General features: G+C 51.0%; 26 protein-coding genes. 16 read left to right on the top strand and 10 right to left on the bottom strand.

The window, feature by feature from the left end:
- Positions 1 to 8: 8 nt before the first annotated feature.
- Genes B4B27_RS12725 through B4B27_RS12715 form a run of 3 tightly spaced genes read right to left on the bottom strand, consistent with a single transcriptional unit; the run spans position 9 to position 3,236 of the window.
- Entirely contained in the window at positions 9 to 1,451 is a 1,443-nt protein-coding gene (locus B4B27_RS12725; RefSeq protein WP_290727019.1) for a glycosyltransferase, read from the bottom strand.
- The gene (hisA, locus tag B4B27_RS12720) at positions 1,420 to 2,202 is read right to left on the bottom strand and encodes a phosphoribosylformimino-5-aminoimidazole carboxamide ribotide isomerase (protein ID WP_290727018.1); all 783 of its coding nucleotides are present in this window, start codon (positions 2,200 to 2,202) and stop codon (positions 1,420 to 1,422) included. The genes B4B27_RS12725 and hisA overlap by 32 nt, the downstream gene beginning before the upstream one ends.
- Positions 2,202 to 3,236 (bottom strand): hypothetical protein, encoded by a 1,035-nt coding sequence (locus tag B4B27_RS12715; RefSeq protein ID WP_290727017.1) that lies wholly within the window; start codon positions 3,234 to 3,236, stop codon positions 2,202 to 2,204. The genes hisA and B4B27_RS12715 overlap by 1 nt, the downstream gene beginning before the upstream one ends.
- 102 nt (positions 3,237 to 3,338) lie before the next feature.
- On the opposite strand from B4B27_RS12715, the gene B4B27_RS12710 reads away from it, so the two are divergent.
- Positions 3,339 to 3,818, top strand: coding sequence for a GNAT family N-acetyltransferase (locus B4B27_RS12710; RefSeq protein WP_290727016.1), 480 nt, complete (start codon positions 3,339 to 3,341; stop codon positions 3,816 to 3,818).
- Position 3,819: 1 nt separating this feature from the next.
- Here B4B27_RS12710 and B4B27_RS12705 read toward each other — a convergent pair whose 3' ends face one another.
- The 3 genes from B4B27_RS12705 to B4B27_RS12695 are packed head-to-tail and all read right to left on the bottom strand — an operon-like array spanning position 3,820 to position 5,989.
- Entirely contained in the window at positions 3,820 to 4,878 is a 1,059-nt protein-coding gene (locus B4B27_RS12705) for an MBL fold metallo-hydrolase (protein ID WP_349678258.1), read from the bottom strand.
- A gap of 40 nt (positions 4,879 to 4,918) precedes the next feature.
- Positions 4,919 to 5,500, bottom strand: coding sequence for a flavodoxin family protein (locus tag B4B27_RS12700; RefSeq protein ID WP_290727014.1), 582 nt, complete (start codon positions 5,498 to 5,500; stop codon positions 4,919 to 4,921).
- A gap of 42 nt (positions 5,501 to 5,542) precedes the next feature.
- Entirely contained in the window at positions 5,543 to 5,989 is a 447-nt protein-coding gene (locus B4B27_RS12695; protein WP_290727013.1) for a MerR family transcriptional regulator, read from the bottom strand.
- A gap of 147 nt (positions 5,990 to 6,136) precedes the next feature.
- On the opposite strand from B4B27_RS12695, the gene B4B27_RS12690 reads away from it, so the two are divergent.
- From B4B27_RS12690 to larE, 7 genes are all read left to right on the top strand, one after another.
- On the top strand, positions 6,137 to 6,541 hold the full coding sequence (locus tag B4B27_RS12690; RefSeq protein WP_290727012.1) for a hypothetical protein: 405 nt from the start codon (positions 6,137 to 6,139) through the stop codon (positions 6,539 to 6,541).
- 71 nt (positions 6,542 to 6,612) lie between these two features.
- Entirely contained in the window at positions 6,613 to 7,617 is a 1,005-nt protein-coding gene (locus B4B27_RS12685) for a DUF362 domain-containing protein (RefSeq protein ID WP_290727011.1), read from the top strand.
- Between the two features lie 81 nt (positions 7,618 to 7,698).
- Positions 7,699 to 7,923, top strand: coding sequence for a Sec-independent protein translocase subunit TatA/TatB (locus tag B4B27_RS12680; protein WP_290727009.1), 225 nt, complete (start codon positions 7,699 to 7,701; stop codon positions 7,921 to 7,923).
- A complete protein-coding gene (gene tatC / locus B4B27_RS12675; protein ID WP_290727008.1) occupies positions 7,923 to 8,840 on the top strand; it encodes a twin-arginine translocase subunit TatC in 918 nt (305 codons plus the stop codon). The genes B4B27_RS12680 and tatC overlap by 1 nt, the downstream gene beginning before the upstream one ends.
- Positions 8,841 to 8,893: 53 nt before the next feature.
- Positions 8,894 to 9,622 (top strand): nickel pincer cofactor biosynthesis protein LarB, encoded by a 729-nt coding sequence (larB, locus tag B4B27_RS12670; RefSeq protein ID WP_290727007.1) that lies wholly within the window; start codon positions 8,894 to 8,896, stop codon positions 9,620 to 9,622.
- Positions 9,619 to 10,911, top strand: coding sequence for a nickel pincer cofactor biosynthesis protein LarC (larC, locus tag B4B27_RS12665; protein WP_290727006.1), 1,293 nt, complete (start codon positions 9,619 to 9,621; stop codon positions 10,909 to 10,911). The genes larB and larC overlap by 4 nt, the downstream gene beginning before the upstream one ends.
- Before the next feature lie 39 nt (positions 10,912 to 10,950).
- On the top strand, positions 10,951 to 11,766 hold the full coding sequence (gene larE, locus B4B27_RS12660; protein ID WP_290727005.1) for an ATP-dependent sacrificial sulfur transferase LarE: 816 nt from the start codon (positions 10,951 to 10,953) through the stop codon (positions 11,764 to 11,766).
- A 176-nt stretch (positions 11,767 to 11,942) separates the two neighbouring features.
- On the opposite strand, the gene B4B27_RS12655 is transcribed toward larE, so the two are convergent.
- The 3 genes from B4B27_RS12655 to B4B27_RS12645 form a co-directional block, all read right to left on the bottom strand.
- Complete coding sequence (locus B4B27_RS12655) at positions 11,943 to 13,106, bottom strand: ATP-binding protein (RefSeq protein ID WP_290727004.1); 1,164 nt, start codon at positions 13,104 to 13,106, stop codon at positions 11,943 to 11,945.
- A gap of 431 nt (positions 13,107 to 13,537) precedes the next feature.
- Positions 13,538 to 13,666, bottom strand: coding sequence for an LEPR-XLL domain-containing protein (locus tag B4B27_RS12650; protein WP_290727003.1), 129 nt, complete (start codon positions 13,664 to 13,666; stop codon positions 13,538 to 13,540).
- A 52-nt stretch (positions 13,667 to 13,718) separates the two neighbouring features.
- Complete coding sequence (locus B4B27_RS12645; protein WP_290727002.1) at positions 13,719 to 14,366, bottom strand: FISUMP domain-containing protein; 648 nt, start codon at positions 14,364 to 14,366, stop codon at positions 13,719 to 13,721.
- A 121-nt stretch (positions 14,367 to 14,487) separates the two neighbouring features.
- Here B4B27_RS12645 and B4B27_RS12640 point away from each other — a divergent pair, with 121 nt between their 5' ends.
- Complete coding sequence (locus tag B4B27_RS12640; protein ID WP_290727000.1) at positions 14,488 to 14,952, top strand: hypothetical protein; 465 nt, start codon at positions 14,488 to 14,490, stop codon at positions 14,950 to 14,952.
- Between the two features lie 104 nt (positions 14,953 to 15,056).
- Here the strand turns inward: B4B27_RS12640 and B4B27_RS12635 are convergent, their stop codons facing one another.
- A complete protein-coding gene (locus tag B4B27_RS12635; RefSeq protein WP_290726999.1) occupies positions 15,057 to 15,710 on the bottom strand; it encodes an FISUMP domain-containing protein in 654 nt (217 codons plus the stop codon).
- Positions 15,711 to 15,732: 22 nt separating this feature from the next.
- Between B4B27_RS12635 and B4B27_RS12630 the strand changes: the two genes are divergently transcribed.
- From B4B27_RS12630 to B4B27_RS12600, 7 genes are all read left to right on the top strand, one after another.
- On the top strand, positions 15,733 to 16,251 hold the full coding sequence (locus B4B27_RS12630) for a hypothetical protein (protein ID WP_290726998.1): 519 nt from the start codon (positions 15,733 to 15,735) through the stop codon (positions 16,249 to 16,251).
- A gap of 252 nt (positions 16,252 to 16,503) precedes the next feature.
- Entirely contained in the window at positions 16,504 to 16,908 is a 405-nt protein-coding gene (locus B4B27_RS12625; RefSeq protein WP_290726997.1) for a winged helix-turn-helix transcriptional regulator, read from the top strand.
- Between the two features lie 52 nt (positions 16,909 to 16,960).
- Positions 16,961 to 17,836, top strand: a complete 876-nt coding sequence (locus B4B27_RS12620) for a radical SAM protein (protein WP_290726995.1) — start codon at positions 16,961 to 16,963, stop codon at positions 17,834 to 17,836.
- Position 17,837: 1 nt separating this feature from the next.
- Positions 17,838 to 18,491: a flavodoxin family protein gene (locus tag B4B27_RS12615; RefSeq protein ID WP_290726994.1), complete on the top strand. Its 654-nt coding sequence runs from the start codon at positions 17,838 to 17,840 to the stop codon at positions 18,489 to 18,491.
- A gap of 140 nt (positions 18,492 to 18,631) precedes the next feature.
- Positions 18,632 to 19,147, top strand: a complete 516-nt coding sequence (locus B4B27_RS12610) for a type IV toxin-antitoxin system AbiEi family antitoxin domain-containing protein (protein WP_290726993.1) — start codon at positions 18,632 to 18,634, stop codon at positions 19,145 to 19,147.
- A gap of 2 nt (positions 19,148 to 19,149) precedes the next feature.
- Complete coding sequence (locus tag B4B27_RS12605) at positions 19,150 to 20,013, top strand: nucleotidyl transferase AbiEii/AbiGii toxin family protein (protein WP_088657788.1); 864 nt, start codon at positions 19,150 to 19,152, stop codon at positions 20,011 to 20,013.
- Positions 20,014 to 20,195: 182 nt separating this feature from the next.
- The gene (locus B4B27_RS12600) at positions 20,196 to 22,430 is read left to right on the top strand and encodes an inorganic phosphate transporter (protein ID WP_290726992.1); all 2,235 of its coding nucleotides are present in this window, start codon (positions 20,196 to 20,198) and stop codon (positions 22,428 to 22,430) included.
- Positions 22,431 to 22,441 lie beyond the last annotated feature (11 nt).

The following is a 22,441-nucleotide window of genomic DNA, read 5'->3' as shown; positions in this document are numbered from 1 at the left end:
TTTGCTTTTTATAGCCCGTAGGCTTCTTTCTTCAGTTTCCTGAAATACTCGAACTGAGCCCTGGTGGAACTCTGCATCGTGTATTTGCGCGTGCGTTCGTATGCGGTCTCGCGCATTTTCCGGTATGCTTCCGGTTCTTCGAGATAGAGACGTCGGCTTTCTTCCAGCGCATCGAGCCAGGCGTTTTCTTCGATGGGGAGAATGTGCCCGGCATCGTTGTCCATCACGATGTCGTGGGGACCGCCATAGTCGCTTACGAGGGCGGGTGTCCCCGTCGCCATGGCTTCGACCACGACGTTTCCGAAAGTATCGGTTACGCTCGGGAATAGGAAAAAGTCTGAATCTGCGTAGAGGCTTGCGAGAGTGTCGCCGCCCTGTTCTCCGGCAAAGTGCACGCTGCTGTCGCCTTCGAAGAACTTCTTGATTTCTTCGAGATACCAGCCGTAACCAACATACATGAGTTCCACATCATTGTGCTTGGCCGCGAATTTTTTCCACACGCTGTTCAGGAATTCCAGGTTCTTTTCTTTCGAGATTCGACCGATGAACGAGAATCGCACCTTGCGCTCGGCTTGTGCCGATGCTGCGGTGCCGTTGAACTGTTCCCACACGCCTTTGCCGCGCAGGTCGGGCGAGAATTTTTCGAGCGGGAGTCCACGGGGTAGAATCTGGACCTGGTTCTTGGGAACTTTCAGTTGCGAGGTGAGAATGTCTGCGTAGTCCTTGCAGGGGCTTACGACGGGTTTGGTCATGCCATAGAAGGTTTTCATGAGCCAAAGCACGAAATAGTACATCCACTTTGCCTTTACAAGCGTGCGCGTGTAGGTGGGCACGTCGGTGCGGTAGTGGCTGAATACCTTGATGCCCGCAACCTTTGCACAGAAGCATACGAGCCAGGCACCGGGACTCGGCGTCTCAAGTTCGATGAGGTCGACAGGGTAGCGTTTGAGCAGTCGTAGAATGGGGCCTATGCGCGGAATGGCGAGTTCGCTGTTCGCGTACCCGAGCTGTTCCATGCTGAACAGGCGCGGAAGCAAAATACAGTAGCTGTTTTCGACGACACCGCAGGGGCGCGTGTTGAACGCGCTTCCCGCAAGGAAAGCCTTCATGTTGTGGGCGCGCATGTAGGGAATCACGTTTCTCAGGTTGTTTGCGATTCCGTTTGTCTCGTCCAGGTTGTCAGAGTAGAAAAGGATGCGCACGTCGTCGGCGGGACGCTTTTTGCGTTCCTGCTTTAAATAGAAGCGTAGCTTAAGGAGCTTGGGAACGTTTACGAGGAGCGCCAAGAATACTACGGGCGGAATCAAGCCGGTGCGGAGGTTTCCTGGGGGCTGGTGTCTGAAACTGAACATCTTCCTGAAGGTGCTCGTGACAGTGCGCCCGAAGATATGGGGGCGCGAATCCAGCGCGTCGGTCGCCTTAAGCTTTGTTGAACCTGACGCAGTCTTCATATTTTACTCCTTTGCCACCGAAAAGGTCAAGGGCCGATCCGATGGTGAGGTCAATCTTTCCGTTAGAAATTTTTTTGCAATGTTCAAGGTCGGCAAGTGACTTGGCTCCCCCCGCGTAGGTGCAGGGAATAGGGCTGTTTTCTGCTAGGAAAACGATAAGTTCATCGTCCATGCCTTGCTGCTTTCCTTCCACGTCGGCGGCATGAATTAGGAATTCGTCGCAATAGCGCGAAAGGTCGTTTAGCGTCTCTGCCGTAATCTCGATCTCGATGAGCGTTTGCCAACGGTTAATGGCGATCTTCCAACGGGGCCTTGCATTGCTATAAGTGTCGGCTGTGCGCTTGCAGCTCAGGTCAAGGACGAGATGCTTGCGGCCTACGGTTGCCGATAGCAGTTCGAGCCTTTCGCGGTCGAGCTTGCCTTCTGGAAAAATCCAGCTTGTCACAATAACATGCGATGCGCCCGCATCGATATATTCGCGAGCGTTTTCGGCGTTGATTCCGCCTCCGACCTGCAATCCTCCGGGGTATGCCGCGAGGGCTGCTTTTGCCGCTTTGTCGTTTCCCTTTCCGAGCATGATTACATGCCCGCCCTTGATTCCATCTTTTTTGTAGAGCTCGGCGAACCAGGCTGGGGAACGATCGGTCTCGAAATTCGTCTTGAGTCCTTCTCCGCTGTCAGAGAGGGAACTTCCGACAATCTGCTTTACGCGGCCGTCGTGCAGGTCTATGCAGGGGCGGAACTTGGTCATTAGTCCTTCACTCCTGTGACCGTCCAGTCAATTTTTTTGCCGTTGCTTCCATCGCTACGGCCGCGGTAGAACAGGACTTCGCCACCGGCTGCCATCTTCATCGCCTTTTTCGCGATCCAACCGTCTACCTTGTCCAAGAGGCTTGCTTTTTGGTAAGTCTTGTTCACGGGGAAACTGAGCATGGGGGAGGCATCTTTCCATTCAATGGCGAGCGGATTCTTGGGGAACTTCTTCCCGTTGTAGGTTTCTTCGCCTTCCTTGATGCTTGCCGGGATTACGACCTTGGAACCGTTTCCGTCGTTGTAGAGCGCATAGCCGAAGGACTTCCCGTCCTTGGTGAGCGAGATGCGTCCTGCGAACATCGGGTTCCTCGCATTCGTGCTGAAATTCAGCGAGCGAATGGTGAGATCCGTTGCCTGTACCGTTTGCCAGGTCTGGTCCATGTAGGCGTATCCCTTGACGGCGATGGTGTCTTCGTTGTAGCCGATGCGGCCCGAGACACGGCCATAGGGAATATGGATGTATTGGGCGAACTTGTCGTTGCCGACTTTCCAGATGCCGTCTCCGTTGACCTTGCCCTGTTCGGCGCTTTCAAATGTCAAATCCAGGAAAAATTTTCCCTCCTTGTCGGCGGTAAAATACACGCGGTGGCCCTTGCCGGGCTTGCCTTCCATCGCATATTCACCTTTGATATCGATGGATGTTTTTTCCTTGAGAACTTTCAGGCGCTCCGGAGGATACTGGCGTCCGACGGCGTGGGTCTTGCTCTTGAAATTCCAGAAGGTCAGGTCGCAGCCAACTTTTTTGCCGGACGCCGGAACATATAGCGTGGAGTAGTTTACAAAAGCACGGGTGCCGTTGTCAAATACAAACTGGTAGCTCCATGTTTCGTTGAATTCCTTTGCGCTATTTTGGTGTGGCAAGAAGTCATTTGCTGTAAGGTTACGCGTTGCTCCTGACGGTGCAGAAACATCGACTGCATAGACGGTTGCCACAGCAAAAGCCAGGAGTACAGAAAAAATAATGTTTGTCATTTTGTTCATCATATAAAAAAATAGAAAAAAGGGTTATGAAAAAGCATCCTGCTATCGCAAATCAGTGCAGAATTGTGTCCCATGAATAACTATATTGATTTTATGGTTATCAGACAATACAACGAAGCGGACCTTACGGCAATGATCCGCATCTGGAACGAGGTGGTCGAAGACGGCATCGCCTTCCCGCAAGAGGACTTGCTCACACCCGAAAGCGGCAAGCAGTTCTTTACCGCACAGACCTACTGCGCCGTTGCGGTTGAGGACGACAAGATTTTCGGGCTATACATTCTTCACCCGAATAACGTGGGCCGTTGCGGGCACATTTCAAATGCGAGCTACGCAGTCGCTTCGGAATCCAGGGGCAAGCATATCGGCGAAAAGCTGGTGAAGGACTGTCTTGAACAAGCTAAAAAGCATGGCTTCGGAGTCTTGCAGTTTAATGCCGTCGTCGAAAGCAACACGCACGCGCGACACCTGTACGAACGCCTCGGATTTGTCCAGCTCGGAACCATTCCGAAAGGTTTTCGAATGAAGGACGGGCATTACGAAAACATCTGCCCGTACTATCACGAGTTGTAATTTATTCCAGGTACACGACCTCGCCCATTTGCGGCATGAGCACGGGCTTGCCCGATTCCTGGGCGGCGCGTTTCGCATTTTCCAGCGGTTCCGTGTACGAATGCTTGCTCAGGCAGAACTTGGAATGGTGAACGGTCATGTAGCGGTTTGCATCCAGTTCCACCATTTCCTTGCCCAGGTATTCCGGCATGGTGTGGATGAGCGACCAATCCTTGTCGTACTGCCCATTTTCAAGAATCGCCAAATCGATGTCGGTAAATTTCTTTCCGATTTTTTCGAAGTGCGGACCGTAACCCGAATCACCGCCAATCCAAACGGTGCGCTTGGGAGACTTGAAGGCGAATGATGCCCACAGGGTCTTGTTCTGGTGAAGGTCGCGGCCCGAAAAATGCCTTGCCGGAGTCGCCGTCACGTTAAAGCCTTCGCCCAGGTCAACAGATTCCCACCAGTCGAGTTCCGTAAGTTTTTCAACGGGATACTTCCAGTATTCAAAATGCTCGCCCACGCCGAGGCCAGTTACCACACGCTTTACGCGAGGTTCCAGTTCCGTCACCACCCGGTAATCCAGGTGGTCCCAGTGGTCGTGCGAAATCACCAGGTAGTCAATATCCGGCATGTCGACGGGCTTGTAGATGTCCGTTCCTTTGAACATCTTGTTCACGAAACTCACCGGCGAGCCTTGGTAAAAAACCGGATCCACCAGCACTTTCTTTCCGGACAAATTAAGAAGGTACGAGGAATGTCCGAACCACACAATCCAATCGCGGTCCAGCGGCAGTGACTTCAAGTCCGTCTTGATGACGTTCAATGCGGTATCGGGAACGGTCTGACTCTTGTCACCGAACAGGAAATCCTTCCATACGGCAAACACGCCCCTGTCTCCCGTCATGGTGACAGTTTCGACCTCGTTCACGAACTGCTTTCCGTCGTAATTCGGCGACTGCTTGATACGTTCAAGGCGCTTGCCCTGCGGGATGCGCCCGAAACTTGCCTGCGATAAGAACAACACGCCCACATCTCCCAAAATAAAAAGTACAGATAAGATAATCGCCGTAATCATGAGTTTTTTATTCTTTCTAAAACGCAAGCGAATCTTCCCTCTATCGTATAAAGTTCGTGAAGATTTTCTTTTCGGCAACGGGCTGCACGACACCTGCCTTCTTGCCCGCTTCGATGCTCTTCAGGATCCACGCCATGTTGCGGCCCAGTTCCTTCATAATCTGCACGCCTTCCTCGTCCTTCAGCACATCTTCCGGGCTGGAACCATGAACCATGTTCCAATAGCGAGATGTCACCAGGGGCTGCTGCGCAAAGGTGGGGTACTTGTTCAGGGCGTCGAGCGTTGCGGTAGTGCCGGCACGGCGGGCAGAAGCAACCGTTGCGGCGGGCTTAAAGAGCAGTTCCGCTTCGGCAATGCCGTAAAGCCTGTCCAGGAACATCAGCATCTCGCCACTCGGGGATGCGTAGTACACCGGGGAGCCATAGACGACGGCGTCGGCTGTTTTAAGGATTTCCTTGGCTTCGTGAACTACGGCGTCGGTTTCGCCCTTCAGCACGCGACCACCCACAAAGAAGATTTCCGTCTCGATGCCAGCGGCCTCGAGTTCGCCAGCCACCAGGTTCAGCGCCGTGTAGGTGCAACCCTTTTCGCGACGACTACCGTTGAATAAAACGACCTTCATGATAAATTCCTTTGTTATGAAAAATGTTTCTTTATTAAAATTCTACTTGTCAAAATCGTCCGGGGATTCGAACAACTTTTTCTTCAGATGTTGAAACCGCCTTTCGTTGGTGGCGATGTCCAGGTTCCCCACCCGAACGGCTTCCCGATACAGCAGTTCCTTGTAGCGAATCTTGTTCATGACCACTGTAAGGCGGGCCATTTCCTTTTCAAGAATCTTGCGGCGGTTTTCAAAAAGGGAAAGCCTTTGGGCAAGCGTAGAATCGCCCTCGTTGAACCACTCGATGTATTGGCGGATTTCCTTGATTTGCAGTCCCGAATCCTTGAGGCATTCGATCATGGTAAGCCAGCGAAGGTCTTCGTCGCTGTAGGCCCGCACGCCCGAGGCGTTCTTCTTGACAAAGGGAAGGAGGCCCTCTTTTTCGTAGTAGCGCAGAGTGTAGGCCGAAAGCCCTGTTTTCTTGACAACATCGCCTATAGAGTAAGTCATGTTTACAAAATATAAATATTTTCGTCCAAATGATAGAGTTAGAGTTAACTCTAAATAAAATTTTTCAACTTTTTTCACAAAAACTCAACACCTAGAGTAAACTCTAGGTATTATATTTCTTATAGAACATTTTCAAAAGGAGATTTTATGTGCTGTTTTGTCGTGCCCATGGCCGAAGCGGTCGTCACCACCATCGCAACCCTCGTGTTGCAGCAGACCGGCAAGTCTAAAAGTGAATCCAGGAACCTGGAAGCCGCTGTTTCCGGCGGTCCGCAACCCTTCTATAAAAGCCTGCGCCTGCTTGCCCGTATGCTCTGGCTCGTAACAGGCGTCCTGATTATCGACCATGTCATGAACGGAGAACTCATGTGGAGTTATCCCTTCTTTACCGCAGCCACAAGCCCCGAAGGTGTTTCCGAGATGGTGCGGGAAATGTCAACGGTAGGCGTTGCCATGTCGGCATTTATCACGTCCGTATGGGCAGTGATGATTATCGCACGCAAGTACAAGGCCCAATCCCTCGCCAAGGCCGAGGTCCACACCAACCACTAACCACTAAATAAGCAGCGGCCTGGATTCTATCGAACCTTCGGTTCTCCAGAATGACAGGCTCAAGGTAAACTATGGACAGAAGAGACTTTTTAAAAACCGCAGGCGCGGCAGCACTCGCTTCCGCCGTATTCACACCCGCTTTCGCGAAAGGGAAATCCATGGAACAGAAGGAACCCGGAAAGGACGTTTCCAACGTCTATTTCACCAAGGACCTGAGTGCCGCAGGCCTCATCAAGTTGTACAAGAAAATCAACGAGGGCATTACCGGACGCGTGGCCCTCAAGCTCCACACCGGCGAAAAGAACGGCCCCAATATTTTGCCCCGGGAATGGGTAAAGGAATTCCAGGCGCAGGTGCCCAACTCCAAGATTGTGGAGACCAACACCTGGTACGAAGGCGACCGGTACACTACCGAACAGCACCGCGAAACCCTCAAGGTGAACGGCTGGACCTTCTGCGACGTGGATATCATGGACGAAGACGGCGAAGTGATGCTCCCCGTAAAGGATGGCCTCATTTTCAAGGAAATGTCCATGGGCGCACACATCAAGAATTACGATTCCATGATCGTGCTGACTCACTTCAAGGGCCACGCCATGGGCGGTTACGGCGGCTCCATGAAGAACATCGCTATCGGTTGCGCGGGCGGACGCCTGGGCAAGAAGATGATTCACGAATACGTGAAGGGCGGCCCCACCAAGATGGAAGCGGGCGGCACGGCGGGCTGGAAAACCAGCGGAGCCCTGTTCATGGAAACCATGGCCGATTCCGCAAAGGCCACCTGCGACTTTTTCAAGGGCCACATCTGCTTTATCAACGTGCTGCGCCGCATGTCCGTGGACTGCGACTGCGCGGGCCTTTCTGCAGCGGAACCCAAGTGCCGCGACATCGGCATTCTCGCCTCCACAGACATCGTGGCGGTGGACCAGGCCAGCGTTGACATGGTTTACAAGCTCCCGCCCAAGGAACTTCACGACCTCAAGGAACGCATCGAAACCCGCGAAGGCCTGCACCAGCTCCCCGCCATGGAAAAGCTGAAGATGGGTAACCGCAAATACAGGATTATCGAACTGTAGCCTAGTTCGCGACGGCACCGTAGATAAATTCTCGTCACCGTCGCGAATTATGTTATATTTCTAGGAAAAGGCAGGTAAAATATGTCCCTTGGAATTCCAGAAATAATCCTGATTGTGGTTGTGGTGCTCCTTTTGTTCGGGGCAAAGCGCATTCCTGAACTCGCACGTTCCCTGGGCAAGGCCCAGAACGAGTACAAGAAGGCGAAAGACGCCCTGAAGGAAGAAGCCGAAGACCTGCAGAAGACTGTGGAAAAAGCCGCCGATGCTTCGGCACGCTCAGCAACCGAAGAAGAAAAGAAAGGCTAATGTCCTCCAAACAGGATCAAGAAGCTACGCTGATTTCGCATCTGGAAGCGCTCCGACGGGCGCTTTTGCGTTCTATTGTCGCCCTTGCCATCGGCATCGTGCCCCTGTTCCTTGTTTCGCCCTACGTTCTGGACTGGTTCTGTAAGCAAATCGCCCTGCAAGGCGGCGTCACGCTCCATTACTTTTCCCCGATGGAAGTGTTCCTGCTGCAGCTCAAGATTTCTGCACTGCTGGACTGCGTGCTGTTTTCGCCCTACATCGCCTGGAACATGTGGCAGTTCGTGCTCCCCGCCCTATACGACAACGAAAAGCGATTCATCCGCTCCATCGTGGCCATGACCAGCGGGCTGTTTATCGCGGGCGTCGCCTTCTGCCTAGTCGTCTGCTTCCCGCTGATTGTGCAGTTCGGCATGAGCTTTGCAAGCACCACCCTGCAACCCGTATTCGGCGTCTCTAACCTGGTAACACTCGCGCTCTGGCTTTCGCTTGCGTTCGGATGCATGTTCCAGTTCCCGCTGGTGACCTACGCCCTTATCCGCGCGGGCATCGTGAATTACGAGACCGTGTGCGGCAAGCGCCCCTACGTGGTGGTGGCAATCCTTGTGCTGGCGGCCCTCCTCACGCCCCCCGATGTTGTTAGCCAGCTGTTGCTCGGAGTCCCGACGTACCTGCTCTTCGAAGCGGGTCTCCTTGCGGCCAGGCATTACAAGGGGCGTGCCTTGAAAGAAGTCCATCCTGAAAACGCCCCGAACATCGCGCCACGAGATTCGACCGCACCCGCGACGGAATCAGAGACTGCGCAGACCACAGCGACGAAAGCCGAAACTCCCGCAGCCGATGACATCGATTTCGCAGCCCCTTCTTCCAAGTTCCAGGTCGGCGCAGAAAAAGACGCCGACAAGTGGAAACCTTATTGATTTTTAGAAAATTTATTTGCCTTAGAGTTGACTCTAAGTGATATATTAGAAGTATGAAAAAGTTTGTTTCAAAAGATTCCTTTGAAGACATCGGTTTTGCCAAGCTGGACGTGAGCCGCGAATCGCGCACAGGCACTTGCGAGGCCGTTTATTGCGCAGGCAAGACGTCAGAACAGCTCCTGAAAATTCTTAGAAAGTTCCGAGACAAAGGCTGCCGCGTATTAGGGACCAAATGCAGCAAGGAACAGGCGGAATTCATCGCAAATGCAGGTGAGAAAACCCGCTACGACGAACTTTCCCGGACGATTTCGCTGGCAGATGAAATTCCGGCTAGTCGGAAGCGCGGTCGCTCTGGCGGCAGGGCGGCGCAAACGGTTGCAAAGTTCGGGCCGGTGGCCGTATGTTGCGCAGGAACGGCGGACCTGCCTATTGCCGAAGAAGCCGCCAAGACGCTGGAATTTAACGGCGTAAAAGTCTTGCGCCAATACGACGTAGGGATTGCGGGACTGCACCGCCTACTTTCGAAGGTGGAGGACATCCGCAAGGCTTCGGTGGTTATCGCGGTTGCCGGAATGGAAGGAGCGCTCCCCGGCGTGATTGCCGGACTCGTGAAAGCGCCCGTGATTGCCGTGCCCACATCGGTCGGGTACGGGGCATCCTTCGGCGGGATTAGCGCACTGCTCACCATGCTCAACACCTGCGCCGAGGGCGTGACGGTGGTAAATATCGATAACGGTTTCGGGGCGGCCATCGCCGCATTTAGAATGTTGAAGGTGAAATGATGAAATATCTCTATCTTGATGGATCTTGCGGTATCAGCGGCGATATGACGGTTGCCGCACTTCTTGGACTTGGGGCATCACGCGAAAAACTGGATGCAGCCATTGCGGGGCTCGGCCTAGAAGGCGTCCACGTCCATGTGGAAAATTCAAAGAGTTACAGCATTGCGGGGCTTTCTTTTGCGGTGCATGTCCATGACCACGACGCAGACCACGTGCATTCTCACGAAGAAGGGTATGTAGAGCATCATCATCACCATGAGCACGGGCACCATCATCACGAACATCGGCACTTGTCCGAGGTTTACGAGATTCTGGACCGCGCAGCAAATGCAGGGGCAGTCACTCCCCGCGCCCTTGAAACCGCAAAGAAGATTTTTCGCATCATCGCCGAATCCGAGGCAAAGGCTCACGGCGTGCCCGTAGAAGAAGTCCATTTCCACGAAGTGGGTGCCGTTGATTCCATAGTCGACATCTTGGCGGTCGCCGTCCTTGCAGATGACCTTGGCGTAGAGAACTGCATCGTTACAGGGCTCAACGAAGGCTCTGGCTTTGTGGAAACGCAACATGGAATGCTCCCGATTCCCGTTCCGGCGGTAGCGCACATTGCAGAAGCTGCGGGCATCGCGCTTCACATCACCGAAACGAAAGGCGAAATGGTCACCCCAACGGGAGCGGGCATCGTGGCGGCCCTCCGGACAAGCGAGCGCCTCCCCGCAAGTTACAAGATTTTAAAATCGGGCGTGGGGCTTGGCAAGCGCGATTTCGGGCGAGCAAACTTCTTGCGGGCGCAAATCATCGAGGACTGCGCAAGCGACAAATGCGGCGACGCAACATCCACTACCACAGGCTGCACCCCCGCTGATTGCAACGTTTTCCAGATTGAAGCGAACATCGACGATTCCACTCCCGAAGAACTGGGCTACGCCATGGACAAACTCTTCGAGGCGGGAGCCCGTGACGTCCATTTTATCCCCTGCTACATGAAAAAGAACCGCATGGGCACTCTCCTGTGCGCCCTCGCCGACAGCGAGCACCTGGCTGCCGTAGAGAAAGCGATTTTCTTACATACATCGACCGTCGGTGTGCGCCGTTTCCCCGTCGAACGCACCTGCATGGCCCGCAACACCTTCGAAGTCAAAACGGAATTCGGCAAGGTTCGCGTCAAGAAATCCGTTTTGGGCGACATCGAGAAAGTCAAACCCGAATTTGACGACTTGAAGGCACTTGCCGAAAAGGCGGGCGTTCCCATCCGCGAAATCCAGAAAGCGGTCGAGAAGAAACTGCACTAAAAGCGAGTTGTCAAGCCGCAATTTTGTATTTTACTTTACATGGAAAGCTTGAGCCAAAAGTTTGAAAAACTGAAAAACCTCTTGCGCGAAATGGACCGCGTCGCCATCGCATTTTCTGCCGGCGTAGATTCCACGTTCCTAGCAAAAGTCGCTCACGACGTGCTGGGTGACAACATGGTTGCTTACACCGTCCAGGCGGGAATGGTCCCCGAGCGCGAAATCGCATTTTCCCGAGAGTTCTGCAAGTTGCACGGAATCCCGCAGCAGCTGATAGAAGTTGACGAAATGCAGGTAGAAGGCTTTGCCGAAAACTCCAGGGAACGTTGCTACTTTTGCAAGCGCATCCTGTTTTCGAAAATTACAGAACGCGCAAAGGCCGCAGGATTTTCAACCGTCTGCGAAGGCAGCAATGCCGACGATATTCACGACTACCGCCCGGGAATGCGCGCCCTCCAGGAACTAGGCATCAGGAGCCCCCTCCTGGAATGCGGACTCACAAAAGCGGACATCCGCGAACTTTCGCACAAACTGGATTTACCCACGTGGGACAAGCCTTCCTTCGCCTGCCTCGCAAGCCGCATCCCTTACGGAGAACCCATTTCCCGGGAAAAGCTTTCCATGATATCAAATGCGGAGCAACTGCTTTTTGAACTGGGCTTCAAGCAGTTCCGCGTGCGCCTGCATGGCAACCTTGCCCGCATCGAGGTGTTGCCCGAAGATTTCGATACAGTACTAAAAAATCGCGACCAGATTCTCGCGACTTTCAAGAAAATCGGGTTTACCTACATCTCGCTTGACCTGCAGGGCTTCCGCAGCGGCAGCCTGAACGAGACTTTAGCCGCAAAGCAAGTCTAGCCCACTATTGGGCGTTCCCCGGCCAGGGGCCGGGTCGGGTGCTGCTCGCCTCTCGTCACCCCGGACCTGATCCGGGGTCGGCTCATCGAGCCGCTTGCGCGTCTCGCCACCGCGTGGCGGTGCGACGCCCCCTAACGCAGACGCGGGTGTGAAGTGTGTAGTGTGGAACAAGGGAATCAAGGTATTTCCCAAGGGCGGACATGCAAAATTCCGTTATTCGATGGCAGCCGGAACTCATCCAACGACACAACAAATTTTGGATAACTGTCCCTGATTTTTTCCAGCGGAGCGTATTCTCGGGCAATGGTTGATTCGCCGTCCATCTTATAGGCTGCTTGGATGTAAATGCGCGCGTCGTTCTTGATCGCGACGAAGTCAACCTCGCTCCCATCCAATTCCCCGACATACACATCGTAGCCACGCCTGCGAAGTTCCAGATAAATGGCATTTTCAAAAAGATAACCCATTCCATACCCAAAACCCGCATACAGGTAATTGTGGAACGAAAAATCGTTCATGTAGTATTTGGCAGGACCGGACAGCGAATCCTTGCCACGAATGTTGAAGCGCGGACAGGAATGTATCAAGAAGGCGTTTTCCAAATACCCCGCATAGGTCGAGACAGTCTCGTAATTTGTTTTCCGCCCTTGCCCCTTAAGGCTCTTGACCACATTCGTGAAAGAAATCAAGTTCGAGGCATTATTCGAAAGAAAGACAAAAAGATCGTTCAGCAGGGTAGCGTCCTTGATTCTGTAACGCTGCACGACATCGCGAAGCATCACGGAATCCTTCAGACTCTCGACATAGTTCCGTCGCATTTCCTCCGAATCAAGGTTGAACAGTTCGGGCAGGGCCCCATGCTGGACATAATCCGTAAAAGACGACGCATCCTGCGGCTTGCCGGTCAACTCGCAAAACTCGTCAAAACTGTAGGGAAAAACTTCAAACCGGACATACCGGCCCGAAAGCATAGTTGAAAGTTCCCCGGAGAGAATATCCGAATTGGACCCGCTTATAAATACTTCGCAAGGCTCGGCAAAATCCTGCGAACGGGCGTTCACAAATCTTTCCCATCCATCGATATACTGGATTTCGTCAATGAAAAGATATGTCTTGCCTTGGGGCGAAAACCGGCTCTTGTAAGCAGCGTAAAGAGACTGCAAGTCCTCTGCGGATTTTATGGCAGAAAATTCAAGGAATTCCTTGTTGATGTATAGGGTGTTCTCGGCGGGAACCCCGCCTGCAACGATTTGCGACAAGACCTGCCGCAAAACGAAACTCTTTCCGACACGACGCTGCCCGACAACAACCTTGACCAGGTTGTTTCCGACACTTTTCATGACTTTTTCCTGGTAAATATGCCGATTAAAGCCCAAAAACGGGCTGTTTCCACCCCACAGGTTATATTTGGATATAGAATCAATAATTTCAACCATACCTTAAAATATATATAATTTTAGCAAAAATTTCAAACATATTTGATTTTTTTACAAAACAACCCGCTGAGACGGCTCCCCTTGGACGTTCCCCGGCCCCAACTTGTCATCCCCGCTATACGATACTTGGCAACTTGTTGCCATAGTAGAGTTATCCTCTTTGGGGAGAAGGCGGGGATCTCCCAGCGTCGAAGGGGCCGGGGCGGGTGCTGCTCGCCGAGCACGCTCGGCTCATCGAGCCGCTTGCGCGTCTCGCCACCGCGTGGCGGTGCGACGCCCCCTAACGCAGACGCGGGTGTGAAGTGTGAAGTGTGGGATGATTGTTTATCGGCGGGCTAGTCAGAGTCCTTAACGCAACAGACAGAAAAATCAATTGGAGCATCAGCACTCATCATATAACGAGGTTCTAACGCTTCAATTTTAAATTCACTACCCTTTTCTTTTTTTACATTACGTTTAGACATTTGGCACCTCTTTTGACGTTTCTTTAACTAACTATGCATTATTTTCATTGAATTAAAATTCATCCATAACACACCTAACTGAAAAACCATGCGTTTTAAAAGTGTTTGAAATAGGGTTGCCGGTTGCTAGAGTGTATTGATACGATGCCTTAGATTTCTCTGCATAATTTTCTGGATTTTCTTCAGGGTAATGCCAATAAGTTTCGTCATTTATGCCCTTAAAGGAACCATTCCAATTGTAGCCAGCCCCAACAAGGCTATACCCTGTGGTATTGTAGCCACCAAAGCCATATGCAGAACGGGTTCCCTCAACACCATGGGTATTTCCATCGGCATGAACAACAATATAAAAGTCATTGTATGTAAGCAGTCGCCAACCGTCGGGACATATTCCTTGGTGATGGTATGTTACAGTATCATATTGATTTCGGCAATTTTCTTGGTTGCATTCGCTAGGCAGTTGCATCATCTCTGCCCATTGGTAAAGTCCACCATAGCGGTCACAATTTGTCGTATCATTATTATAGCAATACCGCTCTATCTTATCATCATCTTCCTGATTTTTCCTTCCACGGACCATTTCGCCAATATTCAAGTTTTCTGCCATAACTTTAATCGTAGCTTTTCGACCGGCAGTATCTTTTCCGCTTATCTGTATATAGTAATACTCTCGATTATTTCGTCCATCGACAAACTTCACATAATCACCATTACGCCAATGTGTTCCATCAAAAGGCTCTGTCCTATCAAACGGCACATATTCGCTACTACTCGAAGTAACTGACGACGAAGATTGTTTCACGGAAGAACTGCTGCTAGACTTGACACTTGACGAAGAATTGACCGACGAACTAGATACATCCTTCCTACTGCTTGAAGAATCACCAGTCTTTACGGAACTTGAACTATTGGAATCGGACGAGTTCTTTGTTTCTTTTGTGGAACTGCTAGACTTATTCTCACTACTCGACGACTTGTCTTTTTCCATATTTTCGTCACTAGACCCATTCGACTCCGCTGACGCTCCGCTCAGGGTGACACTCGAATCAGGCGACTCTACAGACGAACTGGAAACACCGGTTTCGTCGGAACTAGCCGACGAAGAGTCATCGCAGGCGGAAAGGGCGAAGAATGCCGCGAGCACCGCCACCCACAAGAAACCAAGACCCTTGACACACTTCATACCATTATCTCCTGTAAAAATTTTCACCACCCACAAACCAAGCAATGTGAAATATGGAATGTGGAATTTATACCGCAAAATCCATCATCATGCGGGGTTCTAAAGATTCGATCTTGTAGTTATATTCACCGATTCTCTTTTTATAGTTATTTTTAGACATATTTCAAGCCCTTTGACATGTTGAGATTAAAGAGTTCTCTTACTTTTTCATTTGTTTATTTTTGCACAACGAACAGAAAAACCATGTGTCTTATTTGCATCTTGAGATGTCATAGCAGTAGATGTGTTATTTTGCCGACCAGAGAACGATTTCACATTGATGTCACCACCTCTTATAGCCTCTTCTGGATAATGCCAATATGTAGCTTCGTTCAAGTTCTTAAACCCATAATTCCAAAGATACCCCGCACCAATCAGTCCATATCCACTATAATTAAAGCCACCAAAGCCCATGCTCCGAATATCAGCAACACCATTTCTATTTCCATTTGCATGCACAACGACATACATATCTTCATAAGTCAAAAGCCGCCAGCCATCCGGGCAAATTCCCTGATGGTTTGGCTTAATAGAGTCAGCACAACTCTTGGCGTTGCATTCGCTCGGCAACTTCATCATTTCCGCCCATTGATAGAGTCCGCCATACTCTTCGCATTTCATTGTATCATTGTCATAACAATACCGTTCAATCTTGGAATCATCATTTTGATCCTTATTGCCGTCGACCATTTCGCCGACATTTAGATTTTCCGCCATGACAGTTACAGAGGCAGCTTTACCATCCTGATTTTCACCATTGATTGTCAGATAATAGTAGGATCGTCCCTCATATGTAAACTTTTTGTACGCCCCAGCATGCATACTATCAGCCCCTAATGCTCGATTGCAGAAAGCATACCCAGGCGTGCATAATCTGGAAGAGTCAACTTCAAAAACGGAACTACTGGATTTAGGCAAGACAGAACTTGAACTAGACTGTTTCTCGGAGGAACTACTGCTTTGCTTTTCGCTTGAAGACAAACTCACCGACGAACTAGATACATCCTTCTTGCTGCTAGAAGAATCTCCCGACTTTATGGAACTGGAGCTCTTGGAGTCAGATGAATTCTTTGTTTCTTTTGCGGAACTGCTAGACTTATTCTCACTACTCGATGACTTGTCTTTGGTTTCGTTACTAGACCCATTCGACTCCGCTGACGCTCCGCTCAGGGTGACACTCGAATCAGAAGACTCTACAGACGAACTGGAAACACCTGTTTCGTCGGAACTAGCCGACGAAGAGTCATCGCAAGCGGAAAGGGCGAAGAATGCCGCGAGTAGGCAGATGGTTATGAGCCGGCCCTTCGGCAAGCTCAGGGACCTTGGAGCAATGAAATTTTTCATAAAACATCCCCGTCTATAGTTTATCTTTTTAAATATAGGTAATGCCCCTGCCAAAGTCCATACCCCCCCCATTGTAAAATTTAGGAAACAAATCGGAACGGGGTCTTAGGGGCGGAGCCCTTAAGTGAGGGGGTAATGGAAGACTTGGCCTGGACCCTACCCCCTATCGCTTCGCTCCAGGGTCCAGGGTGACAACAGGCCAAGGCTGCAATCAGGGGGAGGCTTCCCCCGCCCGCTCCTCGAATTTATAAATGTGTATATTTTTACTGAAATGCCCGAAAGTTCAGACAACATCGAAAAAATCATAGGCGAAATCACGGTCAAGGATTCCAAGACCCTCTGCCGCGAGGTGATGTCCATCGGCGACACCATGGACGTCCTGCGCAACAAGTGGACCGTCGAGATTCTCACGGCAATCCTTTGCGGGAGCACCCGCTTCAAGGACATCCTCGCCTCCATCCACGGGCTCAGCGAAAAGGTCCTGACCATGCGGCTGCGGCAAATGCAACAAGACAAGCTGCTCGAAAAGTTCGAATGCTACGGCTACCCGCCCCGCGTCGAATACCGCGTGACCGAGCACGGCAAAAAACTCTACATCATCGTTTACCGCATGACAGAATGGGGCGCGGAACACCGGCGAGTCATACTGGGCGGCCACTTACCAAACGGTAAGTAACGATACGGAATTTCAAGAAAGAGCATATCTTATAACCGACAAGAAAAAAGATATGCATTTTACCGAACCCGTTTACAGGAACCCCTACTGGCCCACGTGGCCCCTCATCCAGATTACACAGGGCTGCACCCACAACAGTTGCAAGTTCTGCACCATGTACAAGGACGTGTCCTTCCGCATGCAGCCCATGGACCTACTGGAAGAAGACCTGCGCGAACTCCGTGCCGACGACCCTCACGCAAAGACCATCCAGCTGCTGAGCGCAAATCCGCTGGCCCCCACCTACGACAGGCTCATGCCCCGGCTGGAACTTATCAAAAAATACCTGCCCGAACTGGAGCACATGTACACGGCTACGCGGGTCTCCGACCTGAAAAACAAGACCGTGGAGCAGTTGCGCAACCTGCGCGATATCGGCGTGAACGAGATTTCCCTTGGCGTAGAAAGCGGCGACGCCTGGACGCTAAAACGCATCAACAAGGGCTACGCCCCCGAAGATATTCTGGAGCAATGCCACAAGCTGGAAGAAGCCGGAATCCAGTACTGGGTCACCTTCTTGAACGGTGTGGCGGGCCGCGAGCACAGCGAAGACCACGCTATACACACCGCGGAAATTTTCAACCAGTTGAAGCCCATGCTGGTAGGCACCGGCGGACTCACGCTGTTCCCCGGGACGCCGCTCCTGGAAGAAGCCCGCCGCGGGGAATTCACGCCGCTTACGGAACGCGAACTGATGCAGGAACTGAAGCTTTTCCTGGAGCGCCTGACCTGCGACTGCGAACTCAATACGCACCACACGTCGTCCATGAATTTGAGCGGGCCCTTCCTCGCCCGCAAAAAAGAAATTCTAGATTCCCTGCAATACGGCATCGACCATTTCGACATGGACAAGCTGACCAAAATTCGCAACAAGAAGAGGACTCTGTAATATGATCAAGGCAATGTTTATCAACGGAAGCCCCCGAAAGAACGGCAACACGGCCAAACTTTTGAACCGCGCCATGGAAGGAGCGAAAGACGCTGGAGCCGAGGTGGAAATGGTAAACCTATACGACCGCGACCTGGTTTACAAAGGCTGCATGAGCTGCTTTGCCTGCAAGGTCAAGGGCGGCCGCAAGGGCGTGTGTTCCTTCAAGGACGGCTTGCAGCCCATTCTCGAAAGGGCCGTAGAAGCCGACATCTTGGTTTGCGGTTCGCCGGTCTATTGCGGATACCCTACCGCCGGACTGCGCGCCTTTACAGAAAGGCTAATTTTCCCGGCCGTAAACTATTCGAACTTTATGCAGCCTGTGGTGAACAAGCCCAAACGCTCGGCATCCATTTTCACCATGAACTGCCCCGATATGTCAATCTACAAGGAGAACGCCTACGACATCTTGATGGATGCAGGCGCAAAGAACCTTGGAATATTCGGCCCGACCGAAATCCTTTACTCCTTCGACACCTACCAGTTCCACGACTACGCCAAATACGACGCGGCGCAAATTGACGAAACCCACAAGGCGCAAATACGGGAAACGCAATTCCCCAAGGATCTGGAAAAAGCCTACGAACTCGGCAAGAGACTTTGTGGCGAAGGGTAGCCTACTAAGCAAAGAAAAAAACGAAAATCACTTGATTTTCTCCAGTTAATATATTATTTTTATAGTTATTGGAGGAAATCGTGATAAGAAACGTATCAGAAATTCTTTCAGACCTTGGTCAAAAATACAGGCAGCCCCAAATGAAGTTGCGTCAAATGACCCTGCGCGGCGAAATAACGCAAGTTATCCGCGGGCTGTACGAGACCGACAAGAACACCCCGGGCGAAGCCCTTGCAGGGGCGATTTACGGCCCATCGTATCTTTCCTTCGATTATGCCCTTTCGAGGCACGGGCTCATTCCCGAAGCCGTGCATCTCTTTTCTTCCGCATCGTTCAAGAAGAACAAGACCAAACTGTACAAGACGCCCTTCGGCGAGTTTTCGTATTCCGATGTCCCGCCCGACGTCTTTCCGCACGGAGTCAACATCGAAAACGCAGAGGACAGGCCCTACGCAATGGCCACCTGTGAAAAGGCCCTTTGCGACAAACTCTACAAGGAGCACCCGATTGCAGGCAAGCGTGCCATGGAAACGTTCCTGTTCGAAAACTTGCGCATCGAAGTCGGTGATTTTCGGAACCTGGATTTCGACTTCATCGAAAAGGTTGCCCCCCTGTACAGAAAGAAGAATCTACAAATACTGTCCAAGATGAGGTAGGCATGGCTCACGTACTTGATTCAATGCTTGCGAAATATAATTGCAAAAACGTTTCGGACTACAGGAACGCCCTCAAGGAAATCTCGCAGGAAGTCGCCCTGTGCGGACTTTCACGTGGAGGGTTCTTCGACAAGGCCGCCTTCTATGGCGGCACGGCGCTCCGCATATTCTATGGGCTGGACCGTTTTTCAGAGGACCTGGACTTTTCGTTGATTAAGCCAGACGAAGGTTTCGAGCTTTCACGTTATTTTGGCGTGCTTGAAGAAGAGCTCTACTCTGTCGGCCTGGAGATGTCGGTCGAAGCGAAAAGCAAACCGCACGGATCTCCGGTGCAGTCGGCCTTTCTCAAGGGCAACACGCTTAAGCACTTGCTTAAAATTGTTCCCGCAAAGCACTCTCCCTTGCCCGTTCCCGGGAACGAAATCCTGAAAATCAAATTCGAGGTGGACACGAATCCGCCAGAGTCAGCCACCTACGAAAGCAAGTATCGGCTGCTGCCATCGCCTTTCATGGTTCGCCTCTACGACAAGCCCTCGCTTTTTGCGGGCAAACTCCACGCGTTACTTTGTCGCGGATGGAAAAGCAGGGTCAAGGGTCGCGATTTCTACGACTTTGTATGGTATATCTCACAGAACACGGGCGTAAACCTGCCGCACCTGCAAAAGAGAATGGAACAGACCGGGCACTGGAAAAGTGCGGACACCTTGACTTTTGATGGACTCAAGGATCTACTAAAGGAACGTTTCCACTCCGTCGATTTCGAGGAGGCGAAAAGGGATGTCCGCCCGTTCATTGCCGACAGCGACAAACTGAATCTCTGGAGCGAGAACTTTTTCTGCGCCATCACCGAAGAATGGAAACAATAAGCCAGTTTCACCCACTTATCGACTTCTTTTTCAGCCTTTATAACTTACTACACCGCCAAAAGTAAAATCTGTGTAAAGCGGCGTAAAGCCTTTGTAAAGTCCTAATAAAACCTTTGGAAAACTTCATTCCATCGCCTTGCGTATTGTCGCAAGGCTTTTTAGTTTGTCGCCTAGGAGATTTTATGACTACGTTTTATATCATCCTTGTGGCAATGCTGCTTCTGCTCGCCTTGATGGACTTGTTTGTGGGTGTCAGTAACGATGCCGTGAATTTCTTGAGTTCTGCTGTCGGGAGCAAGGCCTTTAAATATAAAACCCTGATGATCTTTGCTGCGGTAGGAGTTTTTTGTGGCGCCACATTCAGTAGTGGCATGATGGATATCGCACGGCATGGCATTTATATGCCCCAGTATTACACCTTTGCAGAACTTATGTGCGTATATGCGGCGGTGATGTTTACCGATGTGATCCTCCTTGACATATTCAATTCCTACGGTATGCCGACATCAACTACGGTATCAATGGTCTTTGAACTTTTGGGCGCCTCTGTGGCTATCGCCAGTATCAAGATTCTTTCTGACGATACCCTGGAACTGGGAAACCTCATCAACACCTCTAAGGCACTAACGGTGATTTTGGGCATTTTCCTTTCGGTGGCCATCGCTTTTGTAGTTGGCCTTGCGGTGCAGTATGTGACGCGCCTGGTTTTCTCCTTTGGCTACAAGAAGTATATTCGATACTTTATTGGTGTTTTTGGAAGCGTTTCCCTGACGTCCATATTTTATTTTATCCTTATCAAGGGCCTCAAAAATATGAGTTTCGTGGGGCCGGGCTACAAGGCGTTTCTCGCAGAAAATGAGACCGTTCTTGTGGCAAGCATGTTCGTCGCGTTTTTCATCCTTTGTCACCTGCTCCATGCAGTAAAAGTAAACGTGCTCAAGGTAATCATTGCTTTTGGGACTTTTTCTCTGGCCCTAGCCTTTGCCGGAAACGACCTTGTAAATTTTGTGGGTGTGCCCCTCACCAGTCTTTCTTCGGTGCAGCACTTGATGGCTGCTGGGGGCAACCCTCAGGATTTCAATATGTCCTTCTTGCTGGAGTCGGAACCAGGACAGTGGTACTTGCTGATGGTTGCCGGGCTTACCATGGTATTTTCCCTTGTGTTTTCCAAGAAGGCCCGGAATGTGGTGAAGACCTCCGTATCCCTCGCGGCCCAAAATTCTTCTGAAGAAATCTTTGGTACAAATCCGGTCGCTCGCGCCTTAGTTCGCAGTTCTAATGGTGTCGTAAAATTTGTAACAGAATTTATTCCAAGGAAAATTTCGGATAAAATTAACACCCGCTTCAATACCAAGGAAATGATTCTGGAAGAGGAGGGCGCCGCCTTTGATTTATTGCGGGCTTGCGTAAACCTAATGCTTGCAAGTTCCCTCATTGCGTTGGGCACGTCCCTGAAACTCCCCCTTTCCACGACCTACGTGACATTTATGGTGGCTATGGGCACAAGTCTTGCTGACAAGGCATGGAACCGTGAAACGGCCGTATACCGCATTACAGGGGTACTCTCGGTAATTGGCGGATGGTTCCTTACGGCCTTCGCCGCATTTGCTAGTGCTTCTGTTGTGGCGACAGTGCTTTACTTTGGCGGTTTCCCTGCCATATTCGGTCTTTTTGCCGTAGTCATTTTCGTATTGATTCGTTCGAGCCTGAAATACCGAGAAAACAAGAAGGGTAAGGCGGAGGAATTGTTTGATAACATCCTGACGGCTCCCCCCGAGACAAAGGTATACCCCCTTATACAGGAATACAGTCGTGGTGAGTGGAGCGAAATACTCCGTTGGTGCGCAGACTGCTACGAAAAGATAATTGTGGGACTTTTGCGAGAAAACTTGGGAAAACTACGCTCCGTGAACAAACAAATTAAAATTCTGAAAAAACATATCCAGAGGAACCGTCGCCATGGAACCTTATGTACGGAAAGACTTGCCCAGGAGGATATGGTGGTAAAGAATTTCTTTTTGTACCAGGCAAATGATTTTATGGGAGATGCATTGTTTAGTCTGGAACAGATTTCTTCGCCATGCAAGAACCACGTGGATAACGCTTTCAGTCCCTTGGACTACGAAAAAAGAAAAGAGCTTTTGCGTACGGCTTCCCGTGTGAAGATACGGATTGAAAAGACCGCCTCGATGATAGAAACCATGGATTTCAGGAACTATAGCGAGGTCCGCGAACAATTGCGGGAAGAAGGGACGAGGATATTAGACGAGCGTAAAACGGAAATGATGAAGGGGGTTTCCGAAAACATCCGCGCGGAGATCCTTTATTTAACTATTCTTTATGAGTCCTGGGCATTGTTGGATGCGGTCAGTTCTGCAGCCAAAGCCAGCAGAAAATTCCTAACTGTAAAACAATAATTTGTGTGTGG

It is taken from the genome of Fibrobacter sp. UBA2449, assembly GCF_002342555.1.
Lineage (GTDB): Bacteria > Fibrobacterota > Fibrobacteria > Fibrobacterales > Fibrobacteraceae > Fibrobacter.
This window is presented reverse-complemented; position numbering and strand designations above follow the sequence as displayed.